The 12,921-nt window shown below is 68.5% G+C and carries 12 protein-coding genes and 1 tRNA gene; 11 read left to right on the top strand and 2 right to left on the bottom strand.

The window, feature by feature from the left end; all coding sequences use genetic code 11:
* Nucleotides 1-22 precede the first annotated feature (22 nt).
* The 8 genes from metG to BJQ95_RS12675 all read left to right on the top strand — a co-directional run bounded on the left by metG (nucleotide 23) and on the right by BJQ95_RS12675 (nucleotide 9,283).
* A complete protein-coding gene (gene metG / locus BJQ95_RS12710; RefSeq protein ID WP_130178395.1) occupies nucleotides 23-1,585 on the top strand; it encodes a methionine--tRNA ligase in 1,563 nt (520 codons plus the stop codon).
* A complete protein-coding gene (locus BJQ95_RS12705) occupies nucleotides 1,578-2,552 on the top strand; it encodes a TatD family hydrolase (RefSeq protein ID WP_205750171.1) in 975 nt (324 codons plus the stop codon). The genes metG and BJQ95_RS12705 overlap by 8 nt, the downstream gene beginning before the upstream one ends.
* Nucleotides 2,549-3,427 (top strand): 16S rRNA (adenine(1518)-N(6)/adenine(1519)-N(6))-dimethyltransferase RsmA, encoded by an 879-nt coding sequence (gene rsmA, locus BJQ95_RS12700; protein WP_130178396.1) that lies wholly within the window; start codon nucleotides 2,549-2,551, stop codon nucleotides 3,425-3,427. The genes BJQ95_RS12705 and rsmA overlap by 4 nt, the downstream gene beginning before the upstream one ends.
* Before the next feature lie 9 nt (nucleotides 3,428-3,436).
* Nucleotides 3,437-4,372 (top strand): 4-(cytidine 5'-diphospho)-2-C-methyl-D-erythritol kinase, encoded by a 936-nt coding sequence (locus BJQ95_RS12695; RefSeq protein WP_130178397.1) that lies wholly within the window; start codon nucleotides 3,437-3,439, stop codon nucleotides 4,370-4,372.
* A 171-nt stretch (nucleotides 4,373-4,543) separates the two neighbouring features.
* Nucleotides 4,544-6,349: an ABC-F family ATP-binding cassette domain-containing protein gene (locus tag BJQ95_RS12690; RefSeq protein WP_130178398.1), complete on the top strand. Its 1,806-nt coding sequence runs from the start codon at nucleotides 4,544-4,546 to the stop codon at nucleotides 6,347-6,349.
* Nucleotides 6,350-6,604: 255 nt separating this feature from the next.
* Nucleotides 6,605-7,510 carry a MetQ/NlpA family ABC transporter substrate-binding protein gene (locus BJQ95_RS12685; protein WP_240694834.1) on the top strand — a complete coding sequence of 302 codons (906 nt, stop codon included), beginning with the start codon at nucleotides 6,605-6,607 and terminating at the stop codon, nucleotides 7,508-7,510.
* Nucleotides 7,511-7,580: 70 nt separating this feature from the next.
* Nucleotides 7,581-8,621 carry a methionine ABC transporter ATP-binding protein gene (locus tag BJQ95_RS12680; protein WP_130178399.1) on the top strand — a complete coding sequence of 347 codons (1,041 nt, stop codon included), beginning with the start codon at nucleotides 7,581-7,583 and terminating at the stop codon, nucleotides 8,619-8,621.
* Between the two features lie 2 nt (nucleotides 8,622-8,623).
* On the top strand, nucleotides 8,624-9,283 hold the full coding sequence (locus tag BJQ95_RS12675) for a methionine ABC transporter permease (RefSeq protein ID WP_205750172.1): 660 nt from the start codon (nucleotides 8,624-8,626) through the stop codon (nucleotides 9,281-9,283).
* Between the two features lie 72 nt (nucleotides 9,284-9,355).
* Here the strand turns inward: BJQ95_RS12675 and BJQ95_RS12670 are convergent, their stop codons facing one another.
* Complete coding sequence (locus BJQ95_RS12670; protein ID WP_130178401.1) at nucleotides 9,356-9,847, bottom strand: MarR family winged helix-turn-helix transcriptional regulator; 492 nt, start codon at nucleotides 9,845-9,847, stop codon at nucleotides 9,356-9,358.
* 102 nt (nucleotides 9,848-9,949) lie between these two features.
* Between BJQ95_RS12670 and BJQ95_RS12665 the strand changes: the two genes are divergently transcribed.
* The 3 genes from BJQ95_RS12665 to BJQ95_RS12655 all read left to right on the top strand — a co-directional run bounded on the left by BJQ95_RS12665 (nucleotide 9,950) and on the right by BJQ95_RS12655 (nucleotide 12,447).
* Nucleotides 9,950-10,021 (top strand) — tRNA-Gln (locus BJQ95_RS12665).
* Nucleotides 10,022-10,041: 20 nt separating this feature from the next.
* Entirely contained in the window at nucleotides 10,042-11,469 is a 1,428-nt protein-coding gene (glmU, locus tag BJQ95_RS12660; protein ID WP_130178402.1) for a bifunctional UDP-N-acetylglucosamine diphosphorylase/glucosamine-1-phosphate N-acetyltransferase GlmU, read from the top strand.
* Nucleotides 11,470-12,447: a ribose-phosphate diphosphokinase gene (locus BJQ95_RS12655; protein ID WP_130178403.1), complete on the top strand. Its 978-nt coding sequence runs from the start codon at nucleotides 11,470-11,472 to the stop codon at nucleotides 12,445-12,447.
* 66 nt (nucleotides 12,448-12,513) lie between these two features.
* Here BJQ95_RS12655 and BJQ95_RS12650 read toward each other — a convergent pair whose 3' ends face one another.
* Entirely contained in the window at nucleotides 12,514-12,876 is a 363-nt protein-coding gene (locus BJQ95_RS12650; RefSeq protein WP_130178404.1) for a hypothetical protein, read from the bottom strand.
* Nucleotides 12,877-12,921 lie beyond the last annotated feature (45 nt).

Below are 12,921 nucleotides of genomic sequence, written 5' to 3'. Positions count from 1 at the left end.
CCGGTCCCCATAAGATGAAAGCATGTCCGACGGCTCATCTTTTTACATCACCACGCCTATTTTCTATGTGAATGATGTCCCGCACATCGGGCACGCCTACACGGAGGTGGCCGCGGATGTGCTTGCCCGCTGGCACCGCCAGCGCGGCGAGGACGCCTGGCTGCTCACCGGCACGGACGAGCACGGCCAGAAGATCCTGCGCACCGCCACGGCCAACGGGGTCACCCCCAAGCAGTGGGCCGACCGGCTGGTCGAGACGGCGTGGAAGCCGCTGCTGGAAACCGTCGACATCAAAAACGACGACTTCATCCGCACCACGGACGTGCGCCACGAGGTGAACGCGCAGAAGTTCCTGCAGCACCTCTTCGACGCCGGCCACATCTACACGGGCGAGTACGAGGGTTTCTACTGTGTGGGCTGTGAGGAGTACAAGCAGCCCAGCGACCTCGTCGACGGCACCGGCGAGTACACCGGCCAGCAGGTCTGCGCCATCCACTCCATCCCCGTGGAGCTGCTGCACGAGAAGAACTACTTCTTCCGGATGAGCACCTTCACCGACCAGCTGCTGGCCCTGTACGAAGCCAACCCCGACTTCATCCAGCCCGAGTCGGCCCGCAACGAGGTCATCTCGTTCGTCAAACAGGGCCTCTCCGACCTGTCGATCTCCCGCTCGAGCTTCGACTGGGGCATCAAGGTGCCCTGGGACGACAGCCACGTCGTCTACGTGTGGTTCGACGCCCTGCTGAACTACATCACCGCGGCCGGTTACGGCCAGGACGATGAGAAGTTCAGCCGGCTCTGGCCCGCCACCCACATCGTCGGCAAGGACATCCTGCGCTTCCACGCCGTGATCTGGCCCGCCATGCTGCTGGCCGCCGGGCTCCCGGTGCCCACCCAGGTCTTCGGCCACGGTTGGCTGCTCGTGGGCGGCGAGAAGATGAGCAAGTCCAAGCTCACCGGCATCGCCCCGAACCAGATCACCGACGTTTTCGGCTCCGACACGTTCCGCTATTACTTCATGCGCGCCATCAGCTTCGGCCAGGACGGTTCGTTCTCCTGGGAGGACCTGTCCGCCCGCTACCAGTCGGAACTGGCCAACGGCTTCGGCAACCTGGCCTCCAGGGTCATCGCCATGGTCGTGCGCTACTGCGACGGCGAGATCCCGGCCGGCGGCCCTCAAACGTCCGCGGATGCCGCCATCCTCGCCACCTCGATCCGGGTCAGCCAGACCGCCGACGAAGCCATCGACAGGCTCGCCCTGCACGAGGCCCTCGCCGCGGTGTGGGAACTCGTCGACGAGCTCAACGGCTACATCACCACGCAGGAGCCGTGGGCGCTGGCCAAGAACCCTGACGACCGCGAACGCCTGGAAACCGTGCTGCACACCGTGGTGCGCGGGCTCGGCACCCTCGCCGTGCTGCTCTCCCCGGTGACGCCGCAGGCCACCGCCACCCTGTGGAGCGCCCTGGGCGGCACCGGAGCGGTGCAGGACACGCCCATCCACCGGGCCTGGGAATGGACGGGTGGCACCCACGTGTCGCCGCTGACCGCCCTGTTCCCACGCATCGAGGCCACGGTTGGCTGACGACTCCGCCGAGCGCAGTCACATCCGCGCCCGCGGGGCGTGCGCCGGTCGCGACCTGGTCTACCCGCCCGCCCCGGTGCCGCTGGTCGTCGGCGTCTACGACAACCACACGCACCTGGACCCTTCGACAGGCTCAGGACGAGCGGACGGCATCACCCCGCTCTCGGTCGCCGAGCAGCTCGACCTGGCCTCCAGCGTGGGAGTGCGCGGCGTGATCCAGGTGGGCACCGACGTGGCCACCTCCCGGTGGTCCGCCGAAATGGCCGCCCGCGAACCGCGGATGCTCGCCGCCGTCGCCATCCACCCTAACGATGCACCGGCGCTGGAGAACGCGGGCACCCTCGACGAGGGGCTCGCCGTGATCGACGAGCTCGCCGGGCGACCCCGCGTGGTCGCGATCGGCGAGACCGGCCTGGACTTCTTCCGCACCGCACCGGAGGGCCGGGCCGCCCAGTTCCGCTCGTTCGAGGCGCACATCGAGATCGCCAAGCGGCACGGCCTGGCCCTGCAGATCCACGACCGCGACGCCCACGACGAGGTCGTCGAGACCCTGTTGCGGGTCGGCGCGCCCGCACGCACGGTGTTCCACTGCTTCTCCGGCGGCGCCGAGCTGGCCCGGCTCTGCGCCGACCAGGGCTGGTACCTGTCGTTCGCCGGCCCGGTCTCGTTCAAGAACGCTGCCACCCTGCGCGAAGCGCTGGACGTGGCACCGCGCTCCCTGCTGCTGGTGGAGACCGACGCGCCCTACCTCACGCCCACCCCGCACCGCGGCCGCCCCAACGCGCCGTACCTGCTGCCGCACACCCTGCGCGCCATGGCCGACCACCTGCAGACCGATGTCGCCGTGCTGGCCGCCCAGATCACCTCGAACACCGAACTCGTCTACGGCCGCTGGGACGCGGAACCCGTTGTGGTGACCGACACCGCCCGTGACCCTCGCATCAGCCCGGCCGGAGGCCTCGCATGACCGACTCTGCCCCCACACCAGCCACAGAACCGGCCGCGCCCACCCTGCTCGGGCCGGCCGAGATCCGCGACCTCGCCGAGATGCTCGGGGTGAACCCGACCAAGAAACTCGGACAGAATTTTGTCATCGACGGCAACACGGTGCGGCGGATCGTGAAGGTCGCCGCCGTGCAGCCCGGCGAAACCGTCGTCGAGGTGGGCCCCGGCCTCGGCTCGCTGACCCTGGGCATCCTCGAAGTGGGCGCCGCCGTCGTGGCCGTGGAGATCGACGACCGTCTGGCCGAACAGCTTCCGCTGACCGTGCAGCTCATGCAGCCGACCGCACAACTCACGGTCATCCGTGCCGACGCGCTGAAGATCGCCGACCTGCCTGGCGCGCCCACCCGGCTGGTGGCGAACCTGCCCTACAACGTGTCGGTGCCGGTGCTGCTGCACCTGCTCGAGCACTTCGCCTCCATCCGCGCCGGCGTCGTGATGGTGCAGGCCGAGGTGGGGGAGCGCCTCGCAGCCGCGCCCGGGTCGAAGATCTACGGCAGCCCCAGCGTCAAGGCCGCCTGGTACGGCCAATTCCGCACCGCCGGCAAGGTGAGCCGGCAGGTGTTCTGGCCGGTCCCGAACGTCGATTCCATCCTCATCGCGTTCGAGCGCCGCGCCGAAGAACTCGAATCCGAGGAATTGCGTCTGGCCACGTTCGCCCTCGTCGACGGGGCCTTCCAGCAGCGCCGCAAAATGCTGCGTCAGTCGCTGTCCGGCGTGCTCGGCGACTCCACCCAGGCGGCGGCCGTACTCACCGCTGCGGGCATCGACCCCACCGAACGTGGCGAGCAGCTCACCGTCAACGACTTCCTGGCGATCGCCCGGGCCTGGCTGGCCTAGGTTAGAGGCATGACCAACACGGCGACCTCACCGGTTGTGCATGCGAGGGCACCGGGCAAAATCAACGTCTTCCTCAAAGTGGGCGCCGTGATGGACGACGGCTACCACGATCTCGCCACCGCGTTCCAGGCCGTCTCCGTCTACGAAGACGTGCGCGCCACGGCCGCTGACGACTTCAGCGTCGAGTTCACCGGCACCATCGACACCTCGGCTCTGGCCGTTGACGACAGCAACCTCGCGATCAAGGCTGCCAGGGCGCTGGCCCGGTATACCGGCTACACCGGCGGGGTGCACCTCAGGATCGACAAGAACGTGCCCATCGCCGGCGGCATGGGCGGCGGGTCGGCGGATGCCGCGGCCACCCTGCTCGCCTGCGACGCGCTCTGGGGAACCGAGCTGAGCCGCGAGGAACTGCTGAAGATCGCGGCCACCCTCGGCGCGGATGTGCCGTTCGCGTTCACCGGCGGCACCGCCATCGGCACCGGGCGCGGTGACCAGCTGAGCCCCGCCCTGGCCAAGGGCACCTTCCATTGGGTCCTCGCCCTGGCCGAGTTCGGCATGTCGACCCCCTCGGTCTACAGCGAGTTGGACCGGCACCGCACCCGGCACGCCCAGGACATCTTCCCCGCCCAGTTGCAGCCCACCGTGGACGCCGACGTGCTGCAGGCCCTGCGCGCGGGCGACCCGGCCATGCTGGCCGAGTCGATGCACAACGACCTGCAGGCTCCGGCGCTGCAGCTGGCGCCGGGCCTGGGCCGGGTGCTCGAGCTCGGCGAGGCGAACGGCGCCCTGGCCGGCATCCTCTCCGGGTCCGGCCCCACTGTGGCGTTCCTGGTGCCCGACGTGGACGCGGGCCTCGAGCTGCAGGTGGCGCTGAGCGCCGCCCGGCTTCATTTGGTGCGGGCCACCGGTCCCGTGCACGGCGCCCGGATCCTCACCTCCTAGCGCACCGCGCGGCCGGCGGATGCCGATGCGCGGGTCAGGCGCCGGTGCGCGGGTGGCGCGCCACCCGCATAGGGGCGCAGTGCCCGCGTAGCTCGAAAAGTGCGCGCCTCGCACTGCCGGGCGAGAGCCGGCGGTCCGGGCTTTCAGCTGCGACGGCTAGGCTCGAACCCTATGGCACATTTGCTCGGGGCCGAGTCCCTGCACCTTGAATTTCCCACCCGCGTCATCTTCGACAGCGTCACCGCCGGACTGAACGAGGGTGACCGCATTGGCATCGTCGGCCGTAACGGCGACGGCAAGTCCACCCTCCTGCGCCTGCTCGCCGGCCGGATGGAGCCCGATTCCGGCCGGGTGACCCGCCGGCGCGGCGTCACCATCGGCGTGCTCGACCAGTCCGACGACCTCGTCAACGGCCACACCGTCGGGCACACCATCGTCGGCGGCATCGACGAGCACGTCTGGGCCGGCGACTCGAAGGTGCGCGACGTCATCGCGGGCCTCGTGCGCGACATCCCCTGGGACACCCTCGTCGACGACCTCTCCGGTGGCCAGCGTCGCCGGGTGGCCCTCGCCCAGGTTCTCATCGGCGACCACGACGTGGTCTTCCTCGACGAGCCCACCAACCACCTCGACGTTGAAGGCATCTCCTGGCTCGCCGGGCACCTCAAGAGCCGGTGGGCGCAGAACTCCGGCGGACTCGTGGTCGTCACCCACGACAGGTGGTTCCTCGACGAGGTCTGCAATATGACCTGGGAGGTGCACGACCGCCTGATCGAACCGTTCGAGGGCGGGTACGCCGCCTACATCCTGCAGCGCGTGGAGCGCGACCGGATGAGCGCGGTGATGGAGGGCAAGCGCCAGAACCTGATGAAGAAGGAGCTGGCGTGGCTGCGCCGCGGAGCCCCGGCCCGCACCGCCAAGCCCAAGTTCCGCATCGACGCGGCCAACGAACTGATCGAGAACGAGCCGCCGCCCCGCGACACCGTGTCGATGCAGTCGATGGCCATGCAGCGCCTCGGCAAGGACGTCGTCGACCTCGTCGACGTCACCGTCACCTTCGGTGAGAAGACCGTGCTCAACAACATCACCTGGCTGATCGCGCCGGGCGAGCGCACCGGCATCCTCGGCGTCAACGGCGCCGGCAAGTCGACGCTGCTGAACCTGGTCGCCGGCACGCTCACCCCCGACACCGGCAAGGTCAAGCGCGGCAAGACCATCAAGGTCGCCGTGCTCACCCAGCAACTGTTCGAGCTGGACGACATCCGCAATGACAGGGTCAGCGACGTCATCGCCCGCCAACGCACCTCGTACATGGCCGGCGGCAAGGAGATCACGCCCGGCCAGATGCTCGAGCGGATGGGCTTCATGAGCGCGCAGCTCTCCACCCAGGTCAAGGACCTCTCCGGTGGCCAGAAGCGCCGCCTGCAGCTGCTGCTGATCGTGTTGGACGAGCCGAACGTGCTGATCCTCGACGAGCCCACCAACGACCTGGACACCGACATGCTCGCGGCCATGGAAGACCTGCTCGACTCCTTCCCCGGCACGCTGCTGGTCGTCTCGCACGACAGGTACCTCATCGAGCGCGTCACCGACAACCAGTACGCGGTCTCTGACGGCGGCTTCCACCACCTGCCCGGCGGCGTCGACCAGTACCTGGAGCTGCGCCGCCGCCAGGTCGCCGGCGGCTCCTTCACGGCGGATGCGGCCTCGCCGACCTCCGCGACGGCCAAGGGCTCCGGCAAGCCGGCGCTCGGCGGCGCCGAGCTCCGCAACGCGCAGAAGGAACTCGCCTCCATCGACCGTAAGGTCGCCAAGCAGCAGGCCAAGATCACGGAGCTGCACAACGCCCTCGCCGCGCACGACCAGGGCGACTACACGGGCCTGGGCGTGCTCCAGGCCGAGGTCGCCGCGGCCGAAGACGCCGTCGCCGGCTTCGAAACCCGCTGGGTGGAACTGTCGGTGCTGCTCGAAAAGTGACCCGGCCGTTTCCGGCGACCGGCGCACCGCTTCGCTGACCCGCCGTCCGCCTCGCAGATGCTGTGACTGGGCGGCGGTCGTCGCAGCATCTGTGACGAAGTGTGTCGGCGCGGTACGGTCGTCGTGCCTTCTGCGGCTACCGTGGGAGAGTGCCACGCGACGATGCGGCACAGAATTCCCACGCGACGATTCCGTGGATGACCTGTGCCAGCCAGCTCTTCGTCCCGCGTTGCACGCACACACAGCGACCGAGACGTGGAGAACACTGAAGTGAAGAAGTACAGCGCGAAAAAGGGCTTCCTGAGCATCCTGGCCGTGGGCGCCAGCCTGACACTGCTTGCCGGCTGTGCCGGTGCGGCAGGCGGAGGCGACGAGACCGTGAAGATCGGCGTCGTCGGGGCCAGTGACCCGTACTGGGCCGACTACACCGCGGCAGCCGCCGACGAGGGCATCAGCGTCGAGATCGTGGACTTCGCCGACTACAACCAGCCCAACCCGGCCCTGACCAACGGTGACATCGACATCAACCAGTTCCAGCACCTGGTCTACCTGGCCGACTACAACGTCTCCAGCGGTGAGGACCTCACGCCCATCGGCGCGACGGCGATCTACCCGCTCGGCCTGTACTCCACCAAGGTCACCGACGTCGCCGACCTCAAAAAGGGCGACACCGTCGCCGTGCCCAACGACGCGAGCAACCTGGCCCGAGCCCTCCTGGTGCTGCAGAGCGCCGACCTCGTTGTGCTCAAGGACGGCGGATCCATCTTCAGCACCCTGGACGACGTCGACACCGCCAAGTCCACGGTCACCGTCACCGCGCTCGAGCCGTCGCTGACCGCGACGTCGCTGCCCGACGTGGATGCCGCGATCATCAACAACGACTTCGTCGAGAAGGCCGGCCTCAAGTTCGAGGACGCGCTGATCAAGGACGACCCAGCCGACGAGTCCGCCCTGCCGTACGTGAACGTGTTCGGTGTGCGCGCCGAAGACAGGGACAACGAGACCTACGCCACACTCGTCGAGCTCTTCCAGACCACGAGCACCGTCACCGACGGCCTGCTCGAGATCTCCGGCAACTCCGCCGTGCTGGCCACCACGTCGCCCGCCGACCTGCAGGCCGCCCTGGCCACGGTCGAGGAAGACACCGCGGCCCAGAAGTAAGCAGCCCCCGGCCGGCCGCCCCTCCCGTGAGGCGCGGCCGGCCTTTCCCCGCTCCAACCGAAGGACCTGCATGCCAGCACCCACCCCACTCGTCGAACTGAGAAACGTCAGCAAGGTGTACCCGGCCACCGTCAAGGGCGCACCGGATGTGACGGCGATCGACGACGTGAGCATCAGCATCGACGCCGGCGACGTCTACGGCATCATCGGCTATTCAGGGGCGGGCAAGAGCACCCTGGTGCGCCTGGTGAACGTGCTCGAGCGCTCCACGGCCGGCCAGATCCTCATCGACGGCCGGGACGTCGCCGGCCTGCCCGAACGCGAACTGCGACCGGTGCGACTGGGGATCGGCATGATCTTCCAGCAGTTCAACCTGCTGAACTCCCGCACCGTCGCCCGCAATGTGGCCTACCCCCTCGAGGTGGCCCGCCGGGACAAGGCCGACCGCACGGCACGGGTCGCCGAAATGCTCGACTTCGTGGGGTTGGCCGACAAGGCCGGCGCCTACCCCGACCAGCTCTCCGGCGGGCAGAAGCAGCGTGTGGGCATCGCCCGCGCCCTGGCGTCCTCGCCCGCGCTGCTGCTGGCCGACGAGGCCACCAGCGCCCTGGACCCCGAGACCACCCATGAGGTGCTCGAACTGTTGGGGCGGGTCAACCGCGAGTTCGGCGTCACCATCATCGTCATCACCCACGAAATGGATGTCATCCAGACTCTGGCCACCAAGGTCGCCGTGATGGACCAGGGCCGCATCATCGAACGCGGCGACGTGTTCGACGTGTTCTCGAACCCGCAGCAGGCCGCGTCCGCACGGTTCGTCTCGACGGTGGTCAAGGGGCTCCCGTCCAAGCCGGAACTCGACGTGCTCCGCTCCAGGCACACCGGCCGCATCGTGACCCTCGCGTTCCGCAGCGACACCGTCGACCAGACCCTGGTGTTCGGCGAACTGTCCCGCGACGGTATCGCCTTCCAGGTCGTCTACGGGGGCATCAACGAAATCCAGGGGCGCCCGTTCGGGCACCTCACCCTGGCGCTGACCGGGGACGAGACGACCATCGACGCCGCGCTTGACCGGGTGCGCGCGCTCACGACAGTCACCGAGGTGCGCTGACCATGGACGGACTCATCACTCTCCTGCCCCAACTGTGGGTTGCCGCGTGGGAGACCCTGTACATCGTGGGCCTCACCCTGCTCCTGGGCGGCTTCGGCGGCCTGGTCGTCGGCCTCGGCCTCTACCTCACCCGGGCCGGCAGCATCCTGGCCAACCGCGGTGTCTTCGGGGTGCTCAACGTCCTCGTCAACACCATCAGGCCGATCCCGTTCATCATCTTCCTGGCGGCGGTGCAACCACTCACCCGAGCCGTGGTGGGCACCGGTATCGGCAACAACGCGATGATCTTCACCATCGCACTGGCGGCGATGTTCGCGATGGCGCGCATCGTGGAGCAGAACCTGCTCACCGTGACGCCCGGCGTGATCGAAGCGGCCCGCAGCGTGGGCGCCGGCCCGATCCGCATCATTTTCACGGTGCTGCTGCCCGAGGCGCTCGGCCCGCTGATCCTGGGCTACACGTTCATCTTCGTGGCGCTCGTGGACATGTCGGCGGTGGCCGGTTACGTCGGCGGCGGCGGTCTGGGCGCGTTCGCGCTGCTCTACGGCTGGCGGCAGTTCGACCCCGTCGTCACCTGGGCCGCCGTGCTGCTGATCGTCATTTTTGTGCAGGTTGTGCAGTTCCTCGGCAACCGGCTGGCCCGCAAGGCGCTGCGCCGCTGATCCGCGAACCGTGAGTTAAGCCCCAGAAATCTCGGGTTTTGGGTGCTTACGTCACAGTTCGCGAGAGGGTGGTCAGTCGAAGTCGAGGCTGAGCTTGCGCAGCAGGGCGGCCAGACGTTCCTGATCGACGGCGGGCAGGCTCTGCAGCAGGGCCGCCTCGGCGTCGACCAGACGGGTGATCGCGGCATCCACCCGGGTGAGGCCGCCGGCGGTCATGCCCACGAAGATGCCACGGCCGTCGTTGGGGTCGGTGCGCCGGGTGACCAGGCCACGTTCGACGAGCCTGTCGATGCGGTTGGTCATGGTGCCGCTGGAGACCAGGGTCTGCTGCAGGAGCAGCTTCGGGCTCAGCTCGTACGGATCGCCAGCGCGGCGCAGGGCCGAGAGCACGTCGAATTCCCAGGAATCCAGCTCCGACCTGGAGAACGCGGTGCGGCGGGCACGGTCCAGATGTTTGCTCAGCCGGGCGACGCGGGAGAACACCTGCAGGGGAGCGAAATCCAGGTCAGGGCGCTCCCGCAACCAGGCATCAACGATCCGGTCGACTTCGTCATTGGCAGGCATCCGTCCATTATCCGGTTTTCGGCCGCGTGAAAGCGCGGATGACGCGCAGGCGCCCGCGCATCTGGCAGACTTGACTCCGTTGCCCGGCCGTAGCCGGCGCAATCCGCCGTGGTGTAATGGCAGCACGACAGCCTTTGGAGCTGTTAGGTCTAGGTTCGAGTCCTGGCGGCGGAGCTCGTTTTGAGAGGACCCCCGTGACCGATTCCCGCCTCGCCATCATCGTGCTGGCCGCCGGCCAGGGCACCCGCATGAAGTCCAGCCTGCCCAAGCTGATGCATCCGCTGGCCGGGTTGCCGATCATCAGCCACGTGCTCGCCACGGCCAGGGCCCTGGATGCCGCCCACGTGATCACCGTGCTCCGGCACGAACGGGAACGCCTGGCCGAGCTCGTCGCCTTCGACCTGCCGGAGAGCCTGCTCGTCGACCAGGACGAGGTCCCCGGCACCGGCCGTGCCGTTCAGCAGGCCGTCGCCGCGCTGCCGGCCGACTTCGACGGGGATGTGCTCGTGATCAGCGGCGATGTGCCGCTGCTGAACGCCGCCACCCTCACCAACTTCATCGAGGCACACCGCGAACGCGCCGGGGTGTCCGCAACGGTGCTGTCCGCGTTCCCTGGCGATGTCACCGGCTACGGCCGCATCATCCGCGGCGACGACGGCACCTTCGACCGCATCGTGGAGCACAAGGACGCCAGCGACGACGAGCGGGCGGTCGACGAAGCCAACGCCGGTGTGTACATCTTCGGCCTCGCCGAACTGCGCGACCAGCTGGCCCGTCTCACCACCGAGAACGTGCAGGGCGAGAAGTACCTCACCGATGTGATCGGGCTGCTCCGCGCGGCAGGCTCCGAGGTGCGCGCCGTGCCCGTGGCTGATGCCTGGCTCGTCGCCGGCATCAACGACCGGGCGCAGCTCAGCGACACCGCCGCCAAGCTCAACGCCGTCATCGTGCGCGGCTGGCAGCTGGCCGGGGTGACCGTGCAGGACCCGGCCACCACCTGGATCGACCTCAAGGCCACGCTCGCCAGCGATGTGACCCTGCTGCCCGGCACCCAGATCCTCGGCTCCACCACGGTGGCCACCGGCGCGATCGTCGGCCCGGACACCACCCTGCTCGACTGCGAGATCGGTGAGGGGGCCACGGTCAAACGCACCGACGGCACTCTCGCGGTGATCGGCGCCGGCGCCACCGTCGGCCCGTTCGCCTATCTACGCCCGGGCACCTGGCTGGGCGCCGACGGCAAGATCGGCACCTTCGTGGAGACCAAGAACGCGGTCATCGGCGAGGGCAGCAAGGTGCCGCACCTCAGTTACGTCGGCGACGCCACGGTCGGGGTGCACTCCAACATCGGCGCCGGCACGATCTTCGCCAACTACGACGGCGTGAACAAGAACCCGTCGGTGATCGGGTCGCATGTGCGCACCGGGTCGCACAACGTGTTCGTCGCGCCGATTAGAATCGGAGACGGAGCCTACACGGGCGCCGGCACTGTGGTCCGCAAGGACGTGCAGGCCGGGGCGCTCGCGATCAACGTGGCTCCGCAACGCAATATGGTCGGTTGGGTAGAGACCAACCGTCCGGGAACAGATGCGGCGACAGCCGCCTCACAGAGCGGAGACTAGGTGCCTGGAATCAAGAGCAGCGGCGAGAAGAAATTGGTGCTCATCTCGGGGCGAGCACACCCACAACTCGCGATCGACATCGCCGCAGAACTTGGTTCGGAGCTGATCCCCACCGACGCACGCACCTTCGCGAACGGTGAGATCTACGCTCGCTTCGACGAGAGCGTGCGCGGCGCGGACGCGTTCGTCATCCAGTCGCACACCAACCCGATCAACGAATGGCTGATGGAACAGCTCATCATGGTGGACGCTCTCAAGCGAGCATCGGCCAAGCGCATCACCGTGGTCGCCCCGTTCTACCCGTACGCCCGCCAGGACAAGAAGGGCCGCGGCCGTGAGCCGATCTCGGCCCGCCTCGTCGCCGACCTGTTCAAGGTCGCCGGCGCCGACCGCATCATGTCGGTCGACCTGCACGCCGCCCAGATCCAGGGCTTCTTCGACGGCCCCGTCGACCACCTCTTCGCCATGCCGGTGCTGCTCGAGCACTTCCGCGCCAAGCTCGACCCGTCCACCCTCACCATCGTGTCGCCGGACATGGGCCGTGTGCGCGTCGCCGATATCTGGAGTGACAAGCTCGGCGCCCCGCTGGCCATCATCCACAAGCGCCGCGACCCGCTGGTGCCCAACCAGATCACCGTTCACGAGATCGTCGGCGAGGTCAAGGGCCGCGTCTGCCTGATCGTCGACGACCTGATCGACACCGGCCGCACCATCGTCCAGGCCGCCGAGGCGCTCATGGCCGCCGGCGCCATCGGTGTCGTCGTCGCCGCGACGCACGCCGTGTTCAGTCCGCCCGCGCTCGAGCTGCTGCAGAACGACGCCATCCTGGAGGTTGTCGTCACCGACACCCTGCCGATCCCCACGGACAAGCGTTTCCCGACGCTGACCGTGCTGCCGATCGCCCCGCTGTTGGCGCGCGCCATCCACGAGGTCTTCGACGAGGGATCCGTCACGTCGATGTTCGAGGGCGCCGCGTAACGCTCGCCCCCAGTTCTGTCGTAAGGCCGGTCCCGTTCCCGGGGCCGGCCTTCGGTCTGTTCGGCGTCAGGACACGCTGGTCGCCGGCGGCCGGAACGGGCCGGGGATGATGCCGAGGGGCAGCACGAAGGTCTGGCGTTCGTTCTGGTCGATCGCGTAACACTGCCAGCCGAAGCCGCCCGCGCCGGCCAGTTCGAACCTGGCGTCGATGCCCTCCGAGAGCGGGTAGTAGCGTGCCACGGCCTGGTCGCAGGCCCGCGCGGCCGTGGCCGAGGCGATGCTCAGGGTGGTGAGGACGCCGGGCACGACAAGCCCCACCAGGCCGAGCACCACGGTGATGCGCATGAGCAGCAGCATCCGCCGGCCGCGGAGGGGCCGGGAGGAGTCGGTCGGCTCGTAGCCGGAGAGTTCGGGGTGAAAATCGCTCATGGGTGTCCTCCAGTAAATCAGACCCTGGCCCGGTGCGGATGCCTG

Origin of the sequence: Cryobacterium sp. SO1, assembly GCF_004210215.2 — a bacterium.
In the GTDB taxonomy this organism is placed as follows: domain Bacteria; phylum Actinomycetota; class Actinomycetes; order Actinomycetales; family Microbacteriaceae; genus Cryobacterium.
Note: the sequence above shows the minus strand (reverse complement) of the source record. Positions and strands in the feature narration are given on the sequence as shown.